The organism is Verrucomicrobiota bacterium, from assembly GCA_019247695.1.
Classification (GTDB): Bacteria; Verrucomicrobiota; Verrucomicrobiia; order Chthoniobacterales; family JAFAMB01; genus JAFBAP01.
Map to the genome: position 1 here is coordinate 1 of JAFBAP010000159.1, position 22,998 is coordinate 22,998.

The 22,998-nt window shown below is 62.9% G+C and carries 18 protein-coding genes and 1 riboswitch; of the genes, 16 read left to right on the forward strand and 2 right to left on the reverse strand.

All coding sequences use genetic code 11. From position 1 onward, the window contains the following. Window positions 1-404: 404 nt before the first annotated feature. Together JO015_18885 and nth are read right to left on the reverse strand one after the other, a co-directional pair. Complete coding sequence (locus tag JO015_18885) at window positions 405-1,181, reverse strand: enoyl-ACP reductase (protein ID MBW0001163.1); 777 nt, start codon at window positions 1,179-1,181, stop codon at window positions 405-407. A 132-nt stretch (window positions 1,182-1,313) separates the two neighbouring features. Continuing rightward, window positions 1,314-2,018: an endonuclease III gene (nth, locus tag JO015_18890; protein MBW0001164.1), complete on the reverse strand. Its 705-nt coding sequence runs from the start codon at window positions 2,016-2,018 to the stop codon at window positions 1,314-1,316. A 362-nt stretch (window positions 2,019-2,380) separates the two neighbouring features. On the opposite strand from nth, the gene JO015_18895 reads away from it, so the two are divergent. The 16 genes from JO015_18895 to JO015_18970 all read left to right on the forward strand — a co-directional run bounded on the left by JO015_18895 (window position 2,381) and on the right by JO015_18970 (window position 22,823). Then, a complete protein-coding gene (locus JO015_18895; protein MBW0001165.1) occupies window positions 2,381-2,548 on the forward strand; it encodes a hypothetical protein in 168 nt (55 codons plus the stop codon). A 107-nt stretch (window positions 2,549-2,655) separates the two neighbouring features. Next, window positions 2,656-3,570: a hypothetical protein gene (locus JO015_18900; GenBank protein ID MBW0001166.1), complete on the forward strand. Its 915-nt coding sequence runs from the start codon at window positions 2,656-2,658 to the stop codon at window positions 3,568-3,570. Window positions 3,571-3,574: 4 nt separating this feature from the next. Beyond that, a complete protein-coding gene (locus JO015_18905) occupies window positions 3,575-7,714 on the forward strand; it encodes a tetratricopeptide repeat protein (GenBank protein MBW0001167.1) in 4,140 nt (1,379 codons plus the stop codon). A 100-nt stretch (window positions 7,715-7,814) separates the two neighbouring features. Next, window positions 7,815-8,030: riboswitch (cobalamin riboswitch) on the forward strand. Between the two features lie 124 nt (window positions 8,031-8,154). Further along, on the forward strand, window positions 8,155-9,252 hold the full coding sequence (gene cobT / locus JO015_18910; protein MBW0001168.1) for a nicotinate-nucleotide--dimethylbenzimidazole phosphoribosyltransferase: 1,098 nt from the start codon (window positions 8,155-8,157) through the stop codon (window positions 9,250-9,252). After that, window positions 9,253-10,035: an adenosylcobinamide-GDP ribazoletransferase gene (gene cobS, locus JO015_18915; protein ID MBW0001169.1), complete on the forward strand. Its 783-nt coding sequence runs from the start codon at window positions 9,253-9,255 to the stop codon at window positions 10,033-10,035. A gap of 489 nt (window positions 10,036-10,524) precedes the next feature. Next, window positions 10,525-11,067 (forward strand): bifunctional adenosylcobinamide kinase/adenosylcobinamide-phosphate guanylyltransferase, encoded by a 543-nt coding sequence (gene cobU, locus JO015_18920; GenBank protein MBW0001170.1) that lies wholly within the window; start codon window positions 10,525-10,527, stop codon window positions 11,065-11,067. Further along, window positions 11,064-13,688, forward strand: a complete 2,625-nt coding sequence (locus JO015_18925) for a cobyric acid synthase (protein MBW0001171.1) — start codon at window positions 11,064-11,066, stop codon at window positions 13,686-13,688. The genes cobU and JO015_18925 overlap by 4 nt, the downstream gene beginning before the upstream one ends. Beyond that, complete coding sequence (gene cobD, locus JO015_18930) at window positions 13,675-14,643, forward strand: cobalamin biosynthesis protein CobD (GenBank protein ID MBW0001172.1); 969 nt, start codon at window positions 13,675-13,677, stop codon at window positions 14,641-14,643. The genes JO015_18925 and cobD overlap by 14 nt, the downstream gene beginning before the upstream one ends. Further along, complete coding sequence (locus JO015_18935) at window positions 14,633-15,271, forward strand: cob(I)yrinic acid a,c-diamide adenosyltransferase (GenBank protein ID MBW0001173.1); 639 nt, start codon at window positions 14,633-14,635, stop codon at window positions 15,269-15,271. Before cobD ends, JO015_18935 begins: the two co-directional genes overlap by 11 nt. 24 nt (window positions 15,272-15,295) lie before the next feature. Next, a complete protein-coding gene (locus tag JO015_18940; GenBank protein MBW0001174.1) occupies window positions 15,296-16,651 on the forward strand; it encodes a cobyrinate a,c-diamide synthase in 1,356 nt (451 codons plus the stop codon). Window positions 16,652-17,099: 448 nt separating this feature from the next. Further along, window positions 17,100-17,780 (forward strand): cobalt-precorrin-7 (C(5))-methyltransferase, encoded by a 681-nt coding sequence (locus JO015_18945; GenBank protein MBW0001175.1) that lies wholly within the window; start codon window positions 17,100-17,102, stop codon window positions 17,778-17,780. Next, window positions 17,777-19,351: a precorrin-8X methylmutase gene (locus JO015_18950; protein MBW0001176.1), complete on the forward strand. Its 1,575-nt coding sequence runs from the start codon at window positions 17,777-17,779 to the stop codon at window positions 19,349-19,351. Before JO015_18945 ends, JO015_18950 begins: the two co-directional genes overlap by 4 nt. Further along, the gene (gene cbiD / locus JO015_18955; GenBank protein MBW0001177.1) at window positions 19,348-20,481 is read left to right on the forward strand and encodes a cobalamin biosynthesis protein CbiD; all 1,134 of its coding nucleotides are present in this window, start codon (window positions 19,348-19,350) and stop codon (window positions 20,479-20,481) included. Before JO015_18950 ends, cbiD begins: the two co-directional genes overlap by 4 nt. A 2-nt stretch (window positions 20,482-20,483) precedes the next feature. Then, window positions 20,484-21,221, forward strand: coding sequence for a precorrin-2 C(20)-methyltransferase (gene cobI, locus JO015_18960; GenBank protein ID MBW0001178.1), 738 nt, complete (start codon window positions 20,484-20,486; stop codon window positions 21,219-21,221). Further along, window positions 21,214-22,014, forward strand: a complete 801-nt coding sequence (gene cobM / locus JO015_18965) for a precorrin-4 C(11)-methyltransferase (protein MBW0001179.1) — start codon at window positions 21,214-21,216, stop codon at window positions 22,012-22,014. The genes cobI and cobM overlap by 8 nt, the downstream gene beginning before the upstream one ends. Continuing rightward, the gene (locus JO015_18970) at window positions 22,011-22,823 is read left to right on the forward strand and encodes a cobalamin biosynthesis protein (GenBank protein MBW0001180.1); all 813 of its coding nucleotides are present in this window, start codon (window positions 22,011-22,013) and stop codon (window positions 22,821-22,823) included. The genes cobM and JO015_18970 overlap by 4 nt, the downstream gene beginning before the upstream one ends. Window positions 22,824-22,998: the final 175 nt, after the last annotated feature.

Here is a 22,998-nt window from a genome sequence, read left to right on the forward strand (position 1 = left end):
CGTCTCTTCGAGGGCTGGTAGCGGAAGGAGTTCGGAGTTTGGGGTTCGGAGTTCGGAGGCGTCGTAGAACCAGGTCCGATCTCCCCCGAGGGTCAGGCGTACCCGGCGGGAAGGCGGAATCATCCGCAGAACACGCAGAAGGACGCAGAAAAGAGAAAACATCCACAGATTACACAGATTGACACAGATTAAGGGGACCTGGCGGCAACTCAAAGGTTGACACTCGCACCCACCCCCCATGATGCCGCTCCGAACTCCGAGCCCTTTCCTCTTCCCGCCGTGGTCGCCGTGGCCCGCCGTGTTCGCCGTGTGAACTCTTACGTTGTGCCCGCCAAACCCGCTGTGCCCGCCGTGTGACCGAACTCCGAACTCCGAACTCCGAACTCCCAACCCGTTACCCGTTCCTACATCCCCATGATCTGGTAGCCGCCGTCGACGTAGATGACCTGACCGGTGATCGCCGCCGCGCCGTCACTGGCGAGGAAGACGCCCGTCTGGCCGAGCTCGGCCGGATCGCAGCTGCGCTTCAAGGGGGCGTGTTCCTGGTAATGCTTCAGGATGGTCGAGAATCCTGAGATCCCGCGTGCGGCCAGCGTTTGCACCGGGCCGGCGCTGATGCAGTTCACGCGGATTTTGCGGGAACCGAGATCGTAGGCCAGGTAACGGGTGGTTGCCTCCAGGCTGGCTTTTGCCACCCCCATGACGTTGTAGTGCGGGAAAACCTTTTCCGCTCCGTAGTAGGTCATCGAGATGATGCTTCCGCCTTCGGTCATCAACGGCGCCGCTTCGCGGGCCAGCGCTACCAGGGAGTAAGCGCCGATATCGTGCGCAATCCGGAAAGCATCGCGGGTGGTGTCCAGAAACGCGCCTTCAAGCGCTTCCCGCGGCGCGTAGGCGACGGCGTGCAGCATCAGATCAACCCGATCGGTTACCTGGCGCACGTGGCCGAAAAACCGGCTGATCTCTTCGTCATTCGCGACGTCGCAAGGAAACAAGGGAATGTCGGGGCCAAACGCCGAAGCCAGCTCCTGCACGTTTTCTTTCAACCGTTCACCCTGGTAGTTAAAGATCAGTTTGGCGCCCGCCGCCGCCCACGCCTGGGCGATAGCCCAAGCAATGCTGCGTTTGTTCGCAACCCCAAAAACCAGGCCGGTTTTACCGGCAAGAATCTGCTGCGTCATAGCGGTAAGTAATAGGCAGGAAGACGCGTCGGGCTAGAAGTTTTCCTGCCCTTTGGCCGGGCGGGCCGGCGATCTCAATCCCTGAAGCACCCGCCCGTTGGCGAATTCCCGGGCCCGCGAAGGGCCGGCGCCTCAGGCCGGTGGGAGTCCGGCCCGTTTTCCCGGACGTTTGGACGGGCTCTTGAGCGCCGGTTCGCTGAAGGAAGGACAGAGGCCGGCCAATTCGCAACCTGCGCAATCCGGGTTGCGTGCGAAACAACGCCGGCGCCCGTGCCAGATCAACCAGTGGCTCACCATGATCCAATCCTCCCGCGGCACCAGGCGCAACAGGTCTTGCTCAATCTTTCCGGGATCACTCTGCCTGGTAAATTGAAAGCGACGCGCCAACCGGGTCACGTGCGTGTCGACCACAATGCCTTCCGTGATGTTGAACGCGTTGCCGAGCACCACGTTGGCGGTTTTGCGTCCCACCCCCGCCAGACTCGTGAGTGCCTCGATCGTGGCCGGAACTTCGCCGTTATGTTCGGCGACGAGATCCTGGGCCATCAACCGGATGTTACGGGCCTTTGCCCGGAAAAAGCCGGTCGATTTGATCTCCTGTTCCAAGACCTCTTGAGGAACCGAGGCATAGTCCTGAGCCGACCGGTATTTTTTGAACACGGTCGCCGTTACCAGATTCACCCGCTTATCAGTGCATTGGGCCGATAAAATCGTGGCGACGAGCAGTTCCAGCGGGTTGGAAAAGTTCAACTCACAGTGGGCGTCAGGGTAAGTCGCCCGCAATTTCCGGAGAATCGCTGTCGCTCGTTCTTTGATAATCCTGGTCGGAGAAGGCATGCAGTCGGTTCGGTTTACCCTTAAAGAGGAGGTCCACAGATTACACCGTGGGGTGCCGGGTGTCGCGCGTCGAGTGCGGAGTATCGGGTAGATGCGGTCACACGGCGGCCGCGGCGGGAAGAGGAAGTCTGGACTTGACATTCGCAAGCCGTCCCCGAGATCGCACCCGGCACCGGGAGGTTCCTGGCCGCTTTCGCCTTGTCCTTTCCGGCTCAAAATGCTTGACTTTTGTCGTTCGATTCCCCCCCCGACCGGCGCCGGTTGGTTCGCCACCATGACGGCGCCGACCCGAACAAATGAAACACCTCAAGCATCACCGGCCAGTTTACACCGTTGGAGGCCTGAAGCTCCCGTGGGGTGCTGTGATGCTGATTCTAGTGCTGACCGGCGCAGTGTGGGTCTTCTTTTACCTGGAGGATATGGCGCTTGACCCAGGTTCCACGACTGTCGTGGCGCTGGCGATCATTCTCCTGGTGATGGTGGGCCGATGGTTGCTGGCGCGGGCACGCCAAAAAGGAGCGGCGAAATGAGCCGTGCTCGTACTCTGGCTTTCGCTGTTGGCTTGTGGGCCGGACTGGCGGTGCCAGCACCGGCTCCGGCGCGAGCCGGAGATGCGGCCTCTCCAGGAATTCCGGACTTGGTCTGTAGTTTGGACCAGCCCGTTGTCGGTCCGCACGAACCGGTAAAAGCGACGGTGCTGGTGAATGCGCCGGAGCCAATATCGCTGGAGTACAGGTGGCATGCTGATGCCGGTGGTTTCGTCTTGCCGGGATCTGAACTTTCGAGAGAAGCCAGCGGTTCCACCATCGAGTGGAACCCGGACGGGATTGCTTCCGGATCGTACACCCTGACGGTTACGGTGACGCATGGGAAGGATTCGTGCGGCTCCTGTTCTTTGGTGGTGGTGGTCGGCCGGGAAGTAAGGTCGGCACCCCATCGGGCTGGTGCGGAGTTCGGACGCGAAATTCGCAGAGCGCTGCTTCTGAAAGATCGTCCAGAGAGCAAAGGCTTCGGTCTCTACAGTTACATGCTTCTCGGCGCTCCCCCGAACGACTCAAATCATGAGCGATACAAGAAATTTGTTCAGGCCTATTTAGACAGGCTTATCAAATTCGAGGAACTGCAAAGCTACTTTCTTCCTTCGCAACTGAACGTGACTTATCTGCCGGTGGACAAGGAGCCGCCGGAGACCTTCACCAGCGATTGGGTTCTGGACCACTTCGATTATGCACGGGCCAGGTTCCTGCTCGCGGCTGTCCCTGGAATTCATGGAGACGGCCCGTTCATCATTTCATCGTACCATCCGCTCCAGGGACCTGACAGCCTTACCAAGCCATACCTGTTTGAAGACCTGTCGAGCGCACCTCCGGAGGTAGTGGAGTTCTGGGTACAGCAATTCAAAAGTCAGACCGCGCAAGAACGATCCTGGGACAAGGAAACGGTGAGTAGAGTGGCGCTGAGACTACGCACCGTGATCGCCATCTTCGCGAAAGGACTGCCGGACGTTCAGAGGGCTGTGTTCCAATACATTAAACCCGTCATGGATCCTTAAAGGCATGTTTCCGACCGGACGTTTGCTGGTAATTAGCGTGCTGCTCGCCGCTCTGGCCGCCAGCGCTCAGACCACGCCGGCAGCCGACGACCGGCACCGCGCGGCAGACCTGATGGCCGCGGGGTTGAAACTCTTCGGCCGGGGGACGCCTGAAACGCTTCAGGCGGCCGCCCTTGATTATCAGGAAGCGGCGGACTTGTGGCGTAAGCTCGGAGATGATCCGAAGCGGTTGGAGGCCCTCGTCAGCCTTGCCACCGTTCACTTCAACCTTCACGAGACCGGGGAAGCATCGGCGGTCCTGAATCAGGCTCTGGACTTGGCGCGAGCGACCGGCAACCGGGTCGGGGAAGGAACGGTTCTCGCAAGCCTCGCGCTGCTCCACCACAACCTTGGAGACCAGCGGCAGGCGATTGATGAACTGGCGCAGGTCCGACGGATTTGTCAGGAACTCGGCGATAAGAACGCCGAGCTGCAGGCTACCGGCTCGCAGGGTTTCTGGTTGGAGGCGGCAAAGGATTACCCGGCCGCAATCGAGGCCTACGAACGCGGCTTGGCGCTGTCTCGGGAGACCAGCAACCGGAAGGCTGAAGCCTTGATGCTCCTGCGCCTCGCCCAGGTGCACGAAATTCTGCCCCAACAGGACACTCCAGAAAAAGGCCGGCAGGAGGCTTGGGAGAAAGCCGCAGAGCTGTTCGTGCAAGTGGTGCCGCTGCTTCAGGCAAATGCGGACCGGCTGAATGAGGCGAACGCCTGGTGGGGGCTGGGGACGGTGAACGAGCGCCTGGGCCGGATCGACCAGGCGCGCGACGCCTACCTGAAGGCCTTGCCTCTGCTGCCCGATTTGAAGAATTCTGAGGCGGAAGGCCAAATCTTGCTGTCGCTGGCCAGTGATGAAAACAAGCTGCAGCAGGTGGAGAATGCGATCAAACATTACGAGCAGGCCTTGCCCTTGCTGGCCTCAGCCAATGACGCATCGGACCAGTACAAAGGAGAGATCGGCTTAGGGACGGCTCGCGAGGCCCTGGGACAAAATGCAAAGGCGCTCGAAGCCTACCAAGCAGCCGTAACCGTTGCGCACGCCACGGGCGACAAATCGGCCGAGGGCACGACGCATCTACGCATCGGGTTGCTGCAATTCAATGCTCATGCCTTGAACGAGGCTTTCACGGCCTACGGCGAAGCAGGGAAGCTCTTTGAAGCTATCGGTGACCGGCAGAGCCAGGCGTTAGCGTTGGCAGGGATGGCTTCAGTTTACCGGCGTCTGGGCGAGTACAAAAAGCAACTCGAGTGCTCCCAACGGGAGTTGGCCCTGCTTCAAAACGGCAATGACCGTTTTAAAGCCAACGCGCTGATGGCCGTCGCCGACGGTTATATCGCGCTCCATGAAAGCAGAAAAGCCCTCGAGTATCTGGATCAGGCTCGCACGTTAAACGAGCAGAATCCCGCGGCCAAAGCGTGGGTGCTGATGGAGCTGGGCGAAGTCTATTATGGAATGGGCGATCAGAAGAAGGCCCTCCAGGTGCAGAACGAGGCACTGGATATCGAGCGCTCGCTCAGAAACCCGGCCGCCGAAGCCAAGGTGCAGAATGACCTCGGCCTCACTTATTCAGCCATGGGCGAGAGAACGAAGGCTCGCAACGCGTTCCAGGACGTTCTGAAGGATGCAAAGGCGAGAACAGACATCCAGCAGCAGTCTGCTGCCCTAAGTAACCTGGCGCGACTGCACCAGGATTTCGGTGACGACAAAGAAGCCAAGCGATACTACGACGAGTCGCTGGCTCTGGCCCGCCAGGATGGGAACGGGGAGCAGGAGGCGGCGACGCTTACCGGCCTGGGTATGTTGTATCATTCATTAGGTGAAGAGCAGAAAGCGATCGACACGCTCAATGAGGCGCTCGCCAAACGGCGCAGTATCGGGGACCGGCATGGGGAAGCGGTGACGCTGAACAGCTTCGCCATCGTGTACAGTGACACGGGGGAAACGCAGAAAGCGCTCGAGGCGGCGAACTCGGCTCAGTCCATTTTCCGCGAACTGGGCGACACGCCGGAAATTGCGCACGGACAGCAGACGCTCGGATCGATTTATCAATCCCTCGGTTTGTACGAGCGGGCGAAAAGTTGTTTCGAGCAGGCCCTCGAAACACGGAAACAGCTTGGGGACGAGGGAGGCGAGGCGGTCACCCTCAACAGTCTTGGAGTGCTTGCGCAGTACCAGAGAGGGCCGAATGAAGCCCTTACTCAAGCAGAGGGGCGCGAAGCCCTTGCACCGTTTGAGGAGTCATTGCTGCGCGCCGAGAAGCTTGGAAACCGCATTGCGCAGGCTCGTCTGCTGACAAATATGGCACTGGTGTTGACTGATGCGGCCGAGTTGCCGGAGGCAAGGGAGAAACTCGACCGCTCGTTGCAGATTGCACGCGAAACGGGCGACGTGGATAGCGAGGCGCTGGCGCTTCACAACCTGGGATTCGTCTACAGCCGGCTCGGCAATCCGGACCAAGCCCTCGCCTATTACCGGCAGGCTTTGGATCTCTGGCGCCAAATCCGGGACGAAATCGCCGCGGCAAGGGTGTTATCCCTGATGGCCAAAACCGAGCGTGAACAAGGCAAACTCAAGCTTGCTCTTGACCACGTCAATGAAGCCATTCGCCTTAATGAATCTCTCCGCAGCAAGCTGGCGAGCCAGGAGTGGCGGGCGTCCTATCTGGCCACGGCAGGCAATCCTTACGAAACGAAAATCGGGCTTCTCATGCAATTGCACCGCGAGCAACCCGGCCGCGGGTACGATGCGCAGGCGCTCGAGACCAGTGAACGCGCCCGGGCGCGCAGCCTGTTGGAACTGTTGGCTGAGTCACGAACCGCCATCCGTCAGGGCGTGGATCCGGAAGTCCTGGAACAGGAACGCTCCATCGAACGCTCGCTTAATGCCAAAGCATCCGAACTCCGAAAGCTTGACCCGTCTTCTGAGGACGGCAGAACGCTCGAGCGGGAGATTGAGGACCTCACCGCCAAGCACGAGAGTACGGAGGCCCAGATCCGCCTCAAAAGCCCAGCGTACGCCGCACTGACGCAACCCCGGCCGCTGACGCTCGGAACGATTCAGCAGGAAGTGCTCGATGCGGATACATTATTGCTTGAATATTCACTGGGTGAAGATCGCAGCTACCTGTGGGCAGTCACGCCGACCTCGCTTTGGTCCTACGAGTTGCCGAAGCGCTCACAGATCAAGGCGGATGCAAGCGACTACTTCTATCTTCTCGCGCAGAACAGCCTGAACCGTGCAGACCTGGATGAAAAGGAAGCCAGCCTGAGTGATGCCCTCCTTGGGCGTGTGGCTGCGGAATTGAAGGGGAAACGGCTGGTGATTGTCAGTGATGGGGAACTCGCTGCCGTTCCGTTCGCAGCTCTGCCGACGCCATCCGGTTCCAGACCCCTCATCGCTGACCATGAGATAGTGATTGAGCCGTCTGCGTCGGCGGTGGCAATCCTGCGCCACGAGACGATGGACCGCAAAATTCCTCCCAAGGACATCGCGGTAATCGCCGATCCAGTATTTGGGGAGAGTCTTCCGTCCCTGAAACACACGCGCGACGAAGCGAATGGGATTCTTGGGCTCACCACCCCGGAACGGTCAATGGCGCTGATGGACTTAAAGGCGAGCAAGGCAGCCGTTCAGGATCCGGACCTGGCGAATTACCGAGTGGTTCATTTTGCAACTCACAGCTTTCTTGATTCAGTCCACCCAGGGCTGTCCTACCTGGCACTTTCATTTTACGACGAAAATCGGCAACCCGTCGATGGCTTCCTGCGCTTGAATGAAATCTTCAATTTGAGACTGCCCGTGCAGTTGGTGGTGCTAAGCGCATGCCAGACCGGCCAGGGTAAACTGGTGAAGGGCGAGGGCCTGGTGGGGCTTACCCGCGGCTTTATGTACGCTGGCGCGGCGAGCCTGACCGTGAGCCTTTGGGAAGTGGATGATGACGCCACGGCGCAACTGATGATCCGCTTCTACAAAGGATTGCTTGGAAGCGATCACCTGCACCCTGCAGCGGCTCTGCGCGCAGCGCAACTCTCGGTCATGAAAGAAGACCGGTGGGGCCACCCGTACTATTGGGCGCCGTTTATCGTGGAAGGCGACTGGCGCTGACGTCACACCGCGGCACGGCGATTTGGCCGGCACAGCGACAGAGTTCACACGCCGAACGCTTCTCCATTTGGGCATTTTTCCGCTTGTGGCATTCGTGGCATTTTCTTAGGTTCCGGCCAGTTCTTTGCGAACTGGAACTTTAGCGAATGATGCAAGGAATCCCGTGTGAATCGGGAGCAGTTGCGCTGCTGTAACTGGGGACGAATCCTCAAGGCCAATCCGCCGCCAGGGGCGGGTGAAGGCGAGGATGAGGCTGGCGACCCGAGGACGCCAAGAACCAGGAGCCAGAACACTTGCTCATCCCGCTCTCATTCGTGTCGCCGCTAAAGCGGCGGGGCGACAAAACTTCTTCGCAAAAAAGGAGAATGAGGGATCGGTAAGGAAACGGGGCGTAAGCGCGTTTTCCGCTGATCTCTCGGCTGTACATCCAGAGATCAGACATGAACACCGCAAGCGTTGCACTCGAGCCGAACGGTTCCCCGGCGGCATCGGAAACAGGTCCGTTTTTTGAAGCGGCCCGGCAGCGGATCGATGCGAAAACCAAACCGCGCGGGTCGCTCGGGAAACTGGAAACGATCGCCGTCCGGCTGGCCTGGATTCAACAAGATCTGATGCCGCAGGTACGGCGTAAGCGCGTCTGCGTATTCGCCGCGAGCCATGGGATCGCCGCAGCCGGCGTGAGCGCTTACCCGCCGGAGGTGACCGGGCAAATGGTCCTGAATTTTCTGGCAGGCGGGGCGGCCATCAACGTTCTGGCGCGTCACGGCGGCATTGAAGTGCATGTGGTGGATACGGGCGTTGATGCCGATTGGCCCGAAACGGTTCTGGCCCGGCCCGATTTTTTTGTCCGAAGGTCCCGTCGCGGCACCCGCAACTTCCTTGAAGGCCGGGCCATGACCCCGGCCGAATGCGAGGGTGCGCTGCAGGCGGGCCGGGAGCAAGCGCGGCTGGCGGTGGCCGACGGGATTCAACTGCTCGGCATCGGCGACATGGGCATCGGCAATACCACCGCCGCGTCGGCTCTGTTCGCCGCCCTGCTGGGACTGGACGCACGGGAGGTCGTGGGCCGCGGGACAGGCGTTTCCGCGGCCGGCGTCGAGCGGAAAGCTGAGGCCGTCACCTGCGCGCTGCGGAAGCATGCCCCTGATGCGGTTGTTCCCCGTGACTGGCTGGAAGCGGTCGGCGGCTATGAAATCGCCGCGATGGCCGGAACGATCCTCGAAGCGGCGGCGCACCGGCTGCCCACGGTCATAGACGGTTTTATCGCGACGGCGTCGGCGGCCGCCGCCTTCTCGATCGAGCCGGCCTGCCGTGATTTTTGCTTTTTTGCCCATCGATCCGATGAACGCGCGCACGGAGCGGTGCTGGCCGCGCTCGGTGCCGATCCGCTCCTCGACCTCGGCCTGCGGCTCGGTGAAGGCACCGGGGCAGCCCTGGCCATGCACCTCATCGAGGCTGCGGCCAAGGTCATAGGCGAGATGGCGACGTTTGAATCGGCGGGCGTCTCCGGTCCTGCAGAGCTCCTGCGGAATGAATAAATGAACGCGCCGTTCAACCATTTTCTCGGCGCCGTGATGCTGCTCACACGGGCGCCGGTCGGGCGCTTTTACCGGCATGAACCTGATAAAATGCTGGCTCATTCCGTCGTCTATTTCCCGCTGGTCGGACTGTTGGTGGGCGTTGCGGGCGGGCTGGCCGGGTGGGCTGCAAGCTTGATTTTTCCGGTTCCGCTGGCGGTGCTGATCTGCATGCTGGCGACCGTGGTCATCACGGGCGGTTTTCATGAGGACGGCCTGGCTGACGCCGCGGACGGCTTATTCGGCGGCCACACACCGGCGCGGCGCCTCGAGATCATGAAGGACAGCCGGATCGGCAGCTACGGGGCCGTGGCGCTCTGGTTTACGCTCACGGCCAGGTTTCTCCTGCTCCAGGAACTGTTGCGCCGCGCGGGCGGGGTATGGTTTGTGGGTATGCTGGCCTCGGCGCATACGCTCGGAAGGGGCGCGACGGTGCTGCTGCTCCAAGCCCTCCCGTACGTCAGCGGCGCTGAGTCGAAATCCAGGGGGTTCGCCGAACGTCTCACCCCGCGGCAGATCGCGTTTGCGTTGGTGTTGCCGGTAGCGGTGGCCGTCGTGCTGCCGGCACGTTGCGGCCTGCCTTGCCTGCTTGCCGCCATGCTGGTCGCCGTCTGCGCCGGTCGATGGTTTCGGAACAGGATCGGAGGGGTCACCGGCGATTGCCTGGGCGCGACCAACCAACTGGTGGAACTCGCCTGCTATGCCGTTGTTGTTGTCGTTATCCGCTTGGCAGAAGGTGTGTGAGGGTCCCATGATGGCTAACTTCATCGCCATTTTACGGTTTTCCAGGGTAAACCCTGGGCTAGGTTCTCCTGGCCCTTCGGGCCGCAAGGCGCTTCCCAGGCCAGTGCCGCGTGTCATTTTGATTCGCACCGAGCGTTTCAGCACAGCACAGGCACTGAAGTACCTGCCTAACCTCAGCCGTCCCTGCGGGACGAGGGCCACACCCGGCCTGCCGCCCTTAACTATACGGCAGTCGGTTAAACCCTGGGCTAAGGTCTACCGCCCCTTCGGGGCTGAAAACTCGGTCCCGTCGCCCGGTGTCCTTTCGAGGCGGCAATGCAGGTCGCTTAGGAAAACGTGCTCCGAGCTGTGGGCAAAGACAACCCCAAGAACCACGGCCTCGGTACCTCCAAACTCCGAACCCCGAACCCCGAACTCCGAACTCCGAACTCCGAACTCCGAACTCCACTCGACACCCGGCACCCGACACTCGGCACCCGGCACTCCCTTATGAGTGGATCGATCACGCTAATCCTGGGGGGCAGCCGCAGCGGGAAGAGTCGCCGGGCCGAATCGCTTGCCGGCCGGGAAGCCATGGCGCCCGTGACCTATGTGGCCACCTGCGCAACCGCACTCATGGACGACGAGATGCGCTGCCGGGTGCAGCAACACCGGCGGCATCGCCCGGCCCATTGGTGCACGATTGAGAACCGGTTCGACCTCCCGGAGCTGATCGCGGAAAACAACCGGACGCTGCTGTTGATCGATTGCCTCACGCTCTGGCTTTCGCACGGCTGGATCACGCACCCGGACGAGGCGTGCATCCTGGCCGAACTGGAGCGGGCCTTGCAAATCGCCGCGGTACGCGACGGGGCGCTGATCCTGGTGAGCAATGAACTCGGCATGGGGCTCGTTCCGGCCGACGCCCGCAGCCGCGGGTTCCGCGACCTCTGCGGACGCGCCAACCAGGTGGCGGCAGCTTACGCGCAACGGGTCGAGTTCATGGTTGCCGGGCTGCCGCTTGTGCTTAAAGGAGGCACCGGCCAGCCATGAGCCATGCCGTTCACGGTGGCCGGATTGAGGCAGCCGCGCAGGAATTCGGACGAACCGATTTCCTGGATTTCAGCGCCAACGTCAACCCGTTCTGGCGCCCGGCGGACGCCACGGAATGGAGCAACTGGCTGGACGGCATCTCGCGTTACCCCGAACCGGACGCATCCCTGATCCGGGAACGTTTGGGAACGATTTACGGGGTCGGGCCGGGGCGCCTGCTCCCGACGGCCGGAGCCATTGAAGGGCTTTACCTGGTCGCCCGGTTGTTCACGGACCGGCGCGTGGGCATCGTGGAACCGGCCTTCGCCGATTACGCGCGCGCTTTCGAAGCCGCCGGTTGCGAACCGTCGCGGGTGTTACTTTCGCCTGAGCGTTGGGAGACGCCGATCCCGGCCTGGGGGAAAATGCTTGAGCCGTACGAGGTCATCGTCCTCGGGCGGCCCAACAATCCGACCGGAACCCTGCAAGGACGTGACGCCCTGGTGCGTGCTGCCGGGGCCCCGTGGGCACAGGCGAAGACGTGGATCATCGATGAAGCGTTCATTGAGTTCGTGCCGGACCATGAGCGCGAATCTCTCCTGCCCCTCCTCGAGCGTTTTCCGTCCGTGATCGCGGTCCGTTCGCTCACGAAAAGCTGGGCGATTCCCGGTCTGCGACTCGGGTTCGTCGCGACCGCAAACGGCGGGTGGCTTGCCCGGCTCGAGAAGATGCAGCCGCCCTGGAGCATCAACGCCGTCGCCCAGGCATGGGCCAGGCACCAGCTTACTCCGGCGGGCTGGCGCGAAATGCTGGAGAGCCTGCGGCCCCTGCCCGTGCTCCGGGCGGAGCTGGCGGCGGAACTCGGACGGCTGCCGGGTCTTCGGGTGCACCCCGGTACGGCCAATTTTCTGCTGGTCGATGTCGCCCGAACTCGTCGGCATGCCTCCGAGATTTACCGGGCGCTGGGACGTGAAGGCCTGCTGGTCCGTACCGGTGAAGGCTTTTACGGGCTCAATGCGGACCGGTATATCCGTGTGGCGGTGCGCCGGCCCGAAGAAAATCGGCGCCTCGTCCGGGCGCTGGTGACTGTGCTCGAAGACGCGCCGGCCGGGGGCGGTCCGGCCCTGACGGCCACGCCGGCGGCAGCTCCGGCGTCCGTTCGCCCCGTCGGCCCCCGCCGGGCGAAGGAGATGAAGGCGCTTGGCGTGCTCGGCACTTCATCGAACAGCGGCAAGAGCTGGGTCGCCACTGCGTTGTGCGCCTGGCTGTGGCGGCACGGGGTCAAGGTTGCGCCGTTCAAGGCGCAGAACATGTCGAACAATTCGTACGTGACGCTCGACGGTGGCGAAATCGGCCGGGCACAGGCGGCCCAGGCGGAAGCGTGCCGGCTGCTGCCTTCGGTGCGGATGAATCCCATTCTGCTCAAACCATCCGGGCAGCTCGGTTCACAACTCGTCGTGCTCGGCCGTGCTCGGGGTCACGTCAAAGCCGGCGATTACTACGCGATCACCGATCAGCTGTGGACGATAGTCAGCGACGCCCTCGAGCATTGGCGGCGCACGTGCGATGTGCTCGTGCTCGAAGGCGCCGGCAGCCCGGTGGAACTCAACCTGGCCACTCGCGACATCGTCAACCTCCGCCCGATCCGGCATCTTGACGGACGATGGCTGCTCGTATCCGACATCGAGCGGGGCGGCGTGTTTGCGCAAATCGTGGGATCCTGGAAACTGCTCTCGCCTGCCGACCGGGCGGGTGCGCTCGGCGTAATCGTAAACAAATTCCGGGGCGATCTTTCCCTCTTCGCCGACGCCGGCAAGTACCTCGCGCCGCACATCGAGGCGCCGTACCTCGGCGTGCTGCCTTACCGGGCGGACCTGCAGCCGGAAAGCGAAGACAGCCTGTGCGGCGCCGCTGAGGAACACGGGACGGGAGAAACGATCGCCTGGGTGCGTTTTCCTCATTCCTCCAACTCCCAGGATTGCAACGCCTGGTCCCTGGATCAAGGGGTGCGTATCCGCTGGGTGACGAAGCCGGATGAGCTCGCCCAGGCTGCGGCCATCGTGCTTCCGGGCTCAAAGAACACCATTGCCGACCTGCGCTGGCTGCGCGAGAACGGCCTTGCGGAAGCCGTCACGGCCGCCGCGCGACGAGGGGTGCCGGTTGCCGGGATTTGCGGCGGTTACCAGATGCTTGGCCGGCAACTCGCCGATCCCGAAGGTGCGGCCGGCGATGCGGGCGACGCACCGGGTCTGGGTCTGCTGCCGGTCCAAACGCGTTTTTGCCCGGAGAAAGAGGTCCGGCAGGTCGAGGCCGTGTGGAAGGATTTTAGCTGGGCTGCGTACGAGATCCATATGGGCCGGACCGATGTGCCGGCCGGAACGGAAGCGCTTTTGCGGGTGCGCAACGGCGCCGGTTGGCGCGAGGAGGGGATCCGGTGTGAAAACGTCTGGGGAACGTACCTGCACGGCGTTTTCGAATCGCCGGTTGTCCGGCGCGAGTTTGCCGCTCTGGCCGGGATTACGAACCATCGCGCAGCCGAGATGCCCTGGCGGACGCACCTGCTCCGCATTTACGACGGAATGGCGGATCTGCTTGAAGAGCACCTCAACCTGGAGGGCATCCGGCGGTATGTGGAGGCTTGACCCGCTGCAGATCGGGTGTGCGATCGGGCTCGACGCGGCGTTGGGTGATCCACCCGGTTGGCCGCACCCGGCGCGCGCTGCCGGCCGCCTGGCCGCTCTCCTGGAGCCCCCGCTGGCCCGTTGCCTGGGACGCAGCGTGTTTGCCGGCCTGATCTTTTGGCTCGGTGTGAACGGCGCGATCCTTGCCGCCTTTGCCGCCATTCGCACAACGCTGAAACGCGTTCATCCGGCGGCGGCCTGGGTGTTCGAGGTGATTGTGGTATACCAGACGCTCGCCGGGGCCGATCTGCAGCGGCACGTGCGGGCCGTCCTGCGTCCGCTGAAGGCCGGCGATCTGCCCGGGGCGCGCACCAAACTGGCGATGATCGTGGGCCGCGACACGGAGCACCTTGATCAAAGCGAAGTCAGCCGCGCCGCCATGGAGAGCCTGGCGGAAAGCAGCAATGACGCGTTTGTCGCCCCGCTGTTCTGGGCCGTGGCGGCAGGTGCTCCCGGCGCCCTCTGGTACCGCACGGTGAACACGCTTGATTCCATCGTCGGGCACCGCAATGAGCGCTACGAAGGATTCGGCAAGATCTCCGCGCGCGCCGATGATGTGCTGAACTGGGTGCCCGCCCGGCTTTGCGCCCTCATTTCCGAATCGTCATGCGGCTTCCGCAACTGGAGAAGAATCTGCCGCGAAGCGGCTGCCCATGCCAGCCCTAACGCCGGGTGGAGCGAAGCGGCCGCCGCTTCCGCCCTGGATGTACGGTTGGGCGGCACGAATTTCTATGACGGTATTCCGCTGCCCGGACCCGTTTTCAATCCCGAAGGCTGCGTCCCCACTCCGGACACCCTGGCGCCGAGCCTGGACTGGTTCCGGGACGTTGCCGTCGTGGCATCCGGCGCCTTCCTGGGAGTCGCCGTGTGCCGGTGCCTCCTTATTAACCGTTCCGCCCCTTTTTATGATCGATGATCCCCTTTCCGCCCCGGTAACCCCCGACGTTGGTTCTGCCGCCGCCAATGCCACCGCCGCCGCTGCCGTCAGGAATCCGGCACGGCCGCGGCTCGCGCAGGGTGCTTTCCAGATTTATACGGGAGAAGGTAAAGGCAAGAGCACGGCATCAATGGGCCTGATGCTGCGCGCGCTCGGCTGCGGCTTCCGGGTTTATTACCTCCGAATGATGAAGCCGCGCTGGAAGACCGGTGAACTTGCCATTTGTCCGGGGCTGCACCCGAACCTGACGTATCGAAACGTCGAACAGGACTGGCTGCTCTCGAAGAGCAAACATATCCCGGAACACGTCGCGGCCATGACGGCGGCGCTCGCGCGCGAGATGGACGCGACCGAGGCGACGCTGGTCTCGGGCGAGTACGACCTGGTCATCCTCGATGAGATTAATTATTGCCTCCACCGCAACCTGATTCCCCTTGAGCGCGCGATCGATCTCGTCGAAAAACGGCCGCCTCACGTCGAATTGGTTTTCACCGGCCGGTACGCACCGGAAGAATTGATTGCCCGCGCCAGCGTCGTTACCGAGATGCGCAAGGTGAAACATCACTTCGACCAGGGCGTGAGGGCCCGGCGCGGAATCGAGTTCTGAATTGCCTTGAGCTTTATACAGACGATGGAGACTGCAGCGCCCCGTCCAGGCTTGATTCTCGCCGGTTTGCAAAGCGGCAACGGCAAGACTGCGGTCATGTGCATGCTGCTGGCGGCCTTGGTACGGCGCGGCGTACCGGTTCAACCGTTCAAAGCCGGGCCGGATTTCATCGACCCGGCTTACCACGCCCGTTATGCCGGCCGGCCTTCGCGCAACCTTGATGCCTGGCTGATGGGGCCCGAGCGCCTCAAGCAGGAGGCAGCCACGCACGTATCCGGGCGGGTGGGAATCGTTGAAGGCGTGATGGGCCTCTTCGACGGCAGCGAGGCAACTTCAGACGCAGGCAGCACGATGGAAATCGCGCGCCTGCTGGGCTGGCCGGTTGTCCTCATCGTACCCTGCGCCAAAGCCGGGCGATCCCTCGCGGCTGCGTTGCGCGGCTTTGCCGCTGAAGCCGGAGCCGGCTGGATTTGCGGGGTCATCCTCAATCAAGTCAGCGGTGAATCGCACGCGGAGTACTTGCGGGAAGCAATTGCGCCGTTACGGCTTCCCGTCCTCGGGGTAGTGCCGCGCGACGCCACCTTGCAATGGCCGGAGCGCCACCTTGGGCTGCAGGCAAACCAGGAACTGGCGTTGCCCGGATCGGACGAACTCGCCGGGATGGCGGAGCGGTTCCTCGATCTCCCGGCCTTGATGCAGATGCTCGCGCCCGCCGGCCGCGTCCGGGAAGGCGACACCGTCCCAGGGGTATCTTTCCGGCACTGGCGCCTGGCCGTGGCACGCGATGAGGCGTTCCACTTTTATTATGAATCCAATCTCGACTACCTGCGACAACGAGGCGCGGAACTAGTCAGTTTCTCACCGTTGCATGATCAAACCTTACCCGGGCAGATTGACGCAGTCATGCTCGGCGGCGGTTTTCCCGAATGCTTTGCGGATCGGCTTTCGGCGAACGCGGCACTCCGGACGGAACTGCGTGAGGCGTTAAGCGCAGGGCTGGCCTGCTACGCCGAGTGCGGCGGGCTGATGTTTCTGTCGGAAAACCTCATCGCATCCGACGGGCAACGCTTTCCGATGGTCGGAGCACTCCCGGGTCAGGTCGAGATGACGGACCGGTTGCAACATTTCGGGTACTGTCGCACCTCAAATCTCGCCGGCGTACGTAAGGTTGCCTTCCATGGGCACGAATTCCATCATTCCCGTTGGCGTGCGGAATCCGAACGCGCGAACCTTTGGGAGGTTACCCGAAAGCGCAACGCACAATGCCGATGGGAAGGATTTTCTTCCGGCCGCCTGCACGCCTCTTACGTTCACCTTTATTTCCCGGGAAGCGAACCGGTTCTGGAGCGCCTGTTCCCTTTCGGAAGGGAGGGGGTATGAGGGACGGGTGGCGGGTGGCGTTCCGAGTTCGGGGTTCGGTCGCACAGCGGGCACAACGTAAGAGTTCACACGGCGAACACGGCGGGCCACGGCGAACACGGCGGGAAGAGGAAAGAGTTCGGAGTTCGGAGTTCGGGGCTCGGCGTTCGGAGCGGCAGCATGGGGGCCGGTTGCCGGTGTCAAGCTCCGGTTTCGTGGATTTTTTCTGCGTTCTTCTGCGTGTTCTGCGGATCATTTCGTTTTCCCGCCGGGTGAGCGTGCGCCTCGGGGGAGATCGGACCCGGTTCTACGACGCCTCCGAACCCCGAACTCCGAACTCCGAACCCCGAACTCTCTCCCCCTCTTCCCGCCGTGTTCGCCGTGGCCCGCCGTGTTCGCCGTGTGAACTCAGTCGTTGTGCCCGCCGTGTGACCGAACCCCGAACTCCACCCGCCGCCCCTTCTAACTCATGATCACCTGTATCGGTGCCGGTCCCGGCAATCTCTCCTTCCTTACCCAGCGCGGGCGCGAACTCATCGAATCGGCCGAGGTCGTCGCCGGATTTGCGAGCGTGGTGGAACTGGTCAGGCCATTGGTCTGCTCTCAAACCGAGGTGATCACGATGGGCTACAAGGATCAGGTCATCAAACTCGCGGAAGTCGCCGAACGGCACCACGCCGGGAAACGCTGCGTGGCCGTGTTCATGGGAGACATCCACTTTTCCGGCTTCCAGTTCCTTGAACGGATCGAACGCGCGTGCGGGCATCCGGTCGAGACGGTGCCGGGCATCAGTTCCGCCCAGGTGCTTGCCTCGCGCGCCCGGGTCTGCTTCGACGAAACCACCTTTCTAACCTTTCATCGCCGGGGCGACATCGTCCCGTTCCAACGCCACCTGGTCCATGCCCTCAAGGATGACCGTAACGCGATCGTCATTCCGCGTCCCTGGGATTTCATGCCCAAAGAGATCGCCGCATTTCTGCTTGCCGGCGGGATTGCGGGCGAGCACCCGGTGGAAGTCTGGGAACGGCTCACGCAGGCTGAAGCCGGCTGGCGCGGTGAACTCAAAGATTGCACCCGCGACTTCAGCGACATGAGCATCATGCTCATCCGCACCCTTTGCCCCATGCCCAGCCAGGTCCAGCCCGTATGACGACGACCGCAAAAGCCGATTACGGTATCGTGATCGCCGGCCACGGCAGCCGCGATCCCGAAGGCGTGCTCGATTTCGAGGGGCTCGTCCGCCTGATCAAACGACGCGTGCCCGGGCAACAGCACGTTACCCATGGGTACCTCGAGTTTGCCCGGCCGACGATCGCGGAAGCAGTCCGGGCCAACATCGCCGCCGGTTCACGCAAGCTGAGCATCGTGCCGGCGGTGCTCCTGGCGGCGACTCACGCCAAGAATGATCTGCCCAGCGAAGTACTCGCCCTCCGGCGTGAATTCCCGGAAGTCGGGATTCATTATGGCGCACCCCTGCACCTGCACCCGCTGGTCCTGCGGCTCTTTCGGGAACGGATCATCCAGGCCGAAGCGCAAAGCTCCTCGGTCGTTAAACGCGCCGAAACGTGTCTGGTGGTGGTTGGCCGCGGCACCACCGATCCGGACGCAAATTCAGACGTGTCAAAGCTGGCCCGCATGCTCGAGGAAGGGCTCGGTCTCGGTGCGTCGTTCGTCTGCTATGCCGGAACGGCGCGCCCGTCGGTCGCCGAAGGACTTCGGCTGGCGGCTCGACTCGGCCTTCCGAGGATCGTGGTAGCCCCGTTCCTGCTGTTTACCGGGGTGTTGTTGAAGCGGGTCCACGCGGCGGCGGACGAATTGGCGCAGCGGTCCCGGGGCCACGAGGTGCTCAAATGCGATCCGCTGGGGGCCGATAGTCACCTGGCCGACGCGTTCCTGGAGCGGGCGGCGGAAAGCGTTGAAGGCATGGCGGCCATGAATTGCAGCCTTTGCAAATACCGGGTGCAGATCATCGGGTACGAACAGGAAGTCGGAACGCCCCAGCGCGGGCACCATTTTCACGTGCGCGCCGGTGCCGCCGACGAGCGGCCCGAAAAAGCGGGCCCGCAATTTGAGCTGCACCCGATTGAACGGAAGAGCTTCGAAATCATCGCGGCGGCACGTGACTGGTCAACCTTTCCTGAAGCTGAACGCGACGTGCTGAAACGCCTCGTGCACACCACCGGCGATACCGGCATCGTGGAAGACGTGTTTATTTCTGCCGGCGCACTTGAGGCGGGTCTTCGCGCCCTGGCGAGGCGCTGCCCGATCGCCACGGACGTCACGATGGTACAAAGCGGGCTGCGCCGGACCCTGCTCGAGCGGTTTGGCATCGAGACATTTTGCGCAGTCCACGACGAGGAAACCCGGCTGCTTGCTGCGGCGACAGGCTGCACCCGTTCAGCCGCGGGTATCCGCCGCGCCTGGGAAAGGTTCGGGAATGAGACCGTGCTGGCGATCGGTGACGCGCCCACGGCCGTGGAGGAAACCGTGCGCCTGGTCCGGGAACACCGTTGGCGTCCGCAACTCGTGATCGGGCTGCCGGTCGGGTTCGTCGGCACCCGCGAGTGCAAAGACCAACTCCGTCGCTGCGTGCATATCCCCCGGATCACGAACCGCGGCACCCGCGGCGGATCACCCTGGGCTGCCGCCGTGGTGAACGCCTTGCTGATCCGGTTGGCCGCCACCAGGAACGGAGCGGAGAATCGAGCGGTAAACCGATGAAGGTGATGAACGCGCTCGATCTGTCCATCCTTGCCGAAAACGGGTTACGCCGCGGGTTCACCACCGGGTCCTGCGCGACGGCGGCGGTGAAAGCGGCGCTGTTGAAATTACTCTGCGGTGAGCTTACCGGGCGGGTAAACGTCACTTTGCCGGACGGCGAATTTTATCTGACGATTCCGATTGAAAGCGTGTACGACGAACCGGACGGCTGGGTGCGGGCAACCGTGATCAAGGACGCAGGCGACGATCCGGACCAGACCCATCGGGCCAGGATTTTTGCCCGTGTTCGATCCAATTCCAGCGGCCGGGTCATCTTTCGGCGTGGCGAAGGCGTTGGGATCGTGACCCAGCCGGGCCTGGCGGTGCCGGTAGGCGAACCGGCTATCAATCCGGCCCCCCGGAAGATGATTTTGCGGGCGGTCCAGGAAGTGCTGGCCGAAGGCGATAGCATTGGCCCGTCAGGTTACGACGTTGAGATCGGTTGTGAAAATGGAGCCGAAATCGCCCGCCGCACGTTTAACCCGCGTCTCGGGATCGAGGGCGGCATCTCGATCCTCGGCACCACCGGGGTCGTCGAGCCGAAATCAATGGCGGCCTTCAAAGCGTCGATCGAGACCTATATCCGCGTGGCGCTCGGGGATAACCCGCCCGAAATCGTGCTTGCGCCCGGAAACATCGGACAACGCTTCGCCCGCGCCACGCTTGATGCGCCGCTTAAGCGGGTCGTGCAGATGTCGAACTTCGTCGGGTTCGCCCTGGACTGCGTCGAGCGCACGCTCCTGGAAAACGGGCAACGGCTCCCCCGTCTGTGGATCGTCGGGCACCCGGGCAAGCTCGCGAAGGTTCTTGACGGTGTTTGGGATACGCACTCGCAGCGGAGCGAGAGCGCGGTAAGGCCGGTTCGCCGGATCGCGGGGGCGTGCGGGTTCACCGCCGAAGAGTGCGCGCGTTTTCAGGCCTCAAGAACGGTGGAGGGAATCATCGAATCCCTGGCCGGTGACGAGCGGGCGCCCGCTTTCTGGCGCGAGGTTGAGACCCGGATCGCCGCCGCCATAGGCCCGAAGCTGTCCACGGTGGACCGCGTCTGCGTGCGGATTTTTACCCTGGACGGGAAGGAACTCGGAGGCTGACCATGGAACACCTGGGCACATTTTATGGAATCGGCGTCGGGCCGGGCGAACCCGGGCTCATCACGCTGGCGGCGTGGGAAGCGTTGCAACGGTGCGACGTGATCTTCACTCCGCGCGCGCAATCCGCCTCTGCGTCCGCCGCTCGAAACTGCCTTCCGCCGCACGCGATCCCGGACAAACGGTTCCGCGAAATCGAGTTCCGCATGGACCCGGATCGCGAAGTCTTGCGCGAATTTTATACGCTCCTGGCGGGGCAGATCGCGGCCGAACTGCGCGCCGGACGCAACGCCGGGTACCTGACGCTCGGCGACCCGCTCACCTACTCGACCTACGGTTACACGCTCGCAGCCCTTCGCGGCTGCCTGCCGCAACTCCGGCACCGGACATTTCCCGGCATCACCAGTTATTGCGCGCTCGCCGCCGCGACCGACTGGCCCCTGGGCGAAGGCAAGGAACGGGTGCTGATCCTGCCGTGTCCCGAATCGATGATCGAGCTGCGCCATGCCATTGAGGAAAATGACATCGTCGTGCTCATGAAGATCGGCGGGCGCCTGCCGTCGGTCCTGGAGCTCTTACGCCAACTGGGCATCGCCGAGCACTGCGCCTTCGGCCGGCATGTCGGCATGCAAAAGGAATTCATCGCCCGGCAGGCGCACGAACTCGAGGCCGTTTCCGAGAACCACGGTTACCTTGCCACGATGCTGATCCGCAAAACGCCGCCGGTAAATCGCCATGCTTGAACCAAAGGTTCGTCCTGATCCGAAAGTCTATTTCATCGGCGCCGGTCCCGGCGCGGCGGATCTGATCACGATCCGCGGCGCGGAAATCCTGCGGCGGGTTCCGCTCGTGCTCTATGCGGGTTCGCTCGTCAGCCGCGACCTCCTGGTGCATTGCCGGCCGGACGCGGAAATCATCGACACGTCGCGCCTGACGCTCGACGAACAGGAGGCGCACTACGTGCGTGCGTCCGCCCAAGGCCTGGAGGTCGCCCGGCTGCATTCGGGTGATCCGTCGATTTATGGTGCGACGGCGGAACAAATGCGGCGCCTGGACCGGCTCGGGATCGAGTACGAAGTTGTTCCCGGCGTCTCTTCGTTCACCGCCGCCGCGGCCGTCCTGAAGGCGGAACTGACCAAGCCGCACGTCTCTCAAACCGTGATCCTCACCCGCACGGCGGGTCGGGCGTCCCCCGTACCGGAACGCGAGCTGCTCAACCTGCTCGCCGCTCACGGGGCGACGCTCTGCATTTTTCTATCCGGGGCAAAACTGCCCGCCGTAGTGCGCGAACTGGAGGGCAATTACCCGCCGGACACGCCGGTTGCCCTGGTGCAGAAGGCGACCTGGCCGCAACAGCGCGTTTACGAGGGAAAACTCGGTACCGTCCTGGAGTCAATCGACGAACAGGAGTGGCAGCTCTCGACCTTGATGATCGTGGGCGAGGTCCTTTCGCACGAGGCCATGCAGGAATCGCGCCTTTACTCGGCCGATTACGCGCACCGTTTCCGCGGGAAGAAACCACGGCAACCAAAATGAGTTCGACCGGTATCTGGATAGTCAGAGCTGAAGCCGAGGCGCTCGGCAGCCGCCTGGCCGCTGCGCTCGGCGCGCGGCTTTACCGGCCCCAGCCGGATGCAGGCGTCTCGAACCGGCTGCGGTTTGCGGGGGAGTTCCGAACGTGCCGTCAATGGGTATTGGTGATGGCCAGCGGCATTGCCGTGCGCTACCTGCAAGGACTCGCCTGCGACAAGCGCACCGACCCCGCCGTGGTGGTGCTCGATGAGGCCGCGCGATTTGCGGTTCCGCTCCTCTCCGGACACGAGGGAGGCGCAAACCGGCTGGCGTATGCCGTCGCCAATCTTACCGGCGCGATCCCGGTGATCACCACTGCGACGGAAGCCTTGAAGCCGCTGATCGTCGGCCTGGGGTGCCGGCGCGGCGTTTCCGTTGAGCAGATCGATGAGGCCGTTAACGCCGGTCTGGCCCGGGCGCATCGATCCCTGGCCGAGGTGCGTGAACTGGCCACGCTCGATCTGAAAGCGGACGAACCCGCGCTGTGCGATTGGTGCCGGCGCTTCGACGTCCCCATGCGGATAATCGGCAAGAGCTCCATCCAGGCACGCCCGTGGGTGAACAAGCCATCCGCCTGGGTACAGGCCAACGCCGGCGTGGACGGCGTATGCGAACCGTGCGCCCTGGTGGCGGCGGTTCGTGGCCGGCTCATTCTGCCGAAAACCGCATTTAACGGCGTTGCCGTCGCGATCGTCGATGACGGCTTTGAGGCCGGGTCCCTGATGCCGGTCTTACCCCTTCACCCAACTGCACTGCCGGATCCCGGAGTCTAACCGCATGAAGGTAAATCCCGCCCCGCAATCCCTCAGTTCAGGAGTTGACGCTACCCGCGCGCGTGGTTCGGAGACCGTCTTATGCCATTTAAACCGTTATTTCGGCAACATATCGGCTCAGGGGGCGCCGGCGTCGGATGATGCTCCGCACCCTGGTGAATCGGTCTTAGACCCA

What these genes read in the sequence shown, in the direction of transcription:
- JO015_18905 (MBW0001167.1), top strand. Translation starts at nt 3,575, where the DNA reads ATGTTTCCGACCGGACGTTTGCTGGTAATTAGCGTGCTGCTCGCCGCT.
- JO015_18940 (MBW0001174.1), top strand. Translation starts at nt 15,296, where the DNA reads ATGGAGACTGCAGCGCCCCGTCCAGGCTTGATTCTCGCCGGTTTGCAA.
- cobM (MBW0001179.1), top strand. Translation starts at nt 21,214, where the DNA reads ATGCTTGAACCAAAGGTTCGTCCTGATCCGAAAGTCTATTTCATCGGC.
- cobS (MBW0001169.1), top strand. Translation starts at nt 9,253, where the DNA reads ATGAACGCGCCGTTCAACCATTTTCTCGGCGCCGTGATGCTGCTCACA.
- cobD (MBW0001172.1), top strand. Translation starts at nt 13,675, where the DNA reads ATGTGGAGGCTTGACCCGCTGCAGATCGGGTGTGCGATCGGGCTCGAC.
- nth (MBW0001164.1), bottom strand. Translation starts at nt 2,018, where the DNA reads ATGCCTTCTCCGACCAGGATTATCAAAGAACGAGCGACAGCGATTCTC.
- cobT (MBW0001168.1), top strand. Translation starts at nt 8,155, where the DNA reads ATGAACACCGCAAGCGTTGCACTCGAGCCGAACGGTTCCCCGGCGGCA.
- cobI (MBW0001178.1), top strand. Translation starts at nt 20,484, where the DNA reads ATGGAACACCTGGGCACATTTTATGGAATCGGCGTCGGGCCGGGCGAA.
- JO015_18945 (MBW0001175.1), top strand. Translation starts at nt 17,100, where the DNA reads ATGATCACCTGTATCGGTGCCGGTCCCGGCAATCTCTCCTTCCTTACC.
- JO015_18935 (MBW0001173.1), top strand. Translation starts at nt 14,633, where the DNA reads ATGATCGATGATCCCCTTTCCGCCCCGGTAACCCCCGACGTTGGTTCT.
- cbiD (MBW0001177.1), top strand. Translation starts at nt 19,348, where the DNA reads ATGAAGGTGATGAACGCGCTCGATCTGTCCATCCTTGCCGAAAACGGG.
- JO015_18925 (MBW0001171.1), top strand. Translation starts at nt 11,064, where the DNA reads ATGAGCCATGCCGTTCACGGTGGCCGGATTGAGGCAGCCGCGCAGGAA.
- JO015_18950 (MBW0001176.1), top strand. Translation starts at nt 17,777, where the DNA reads ATGACGACGACCGCAAAAGCCGATTACGGTATCGTGATCGCCGGCCAC.
- JO015_18885 (MBW0001163.1), bottom strand. Translation starts at nt 1,181, where the DNA reads ATGACGCAGCAGATTCTTGCCGGTAAAACCGGCCTGGTTTTTGGGGTT.
- JO015_18970 (MBW0001180.1), top strand. Translation starts at nt 22,011, where the DNA reads ATGAGTTCGACCGGTATCTGGATAGTCAGAGCTGAAGCCGAGGCGCTC.
- cobU (MBW0001170.1), top strand. Translation starts at nt 10,525, where the DNA reads ATGAGTGGATCGATCACGCTAATCCTGGGGGGCAGCCGCAGCGGGAAG.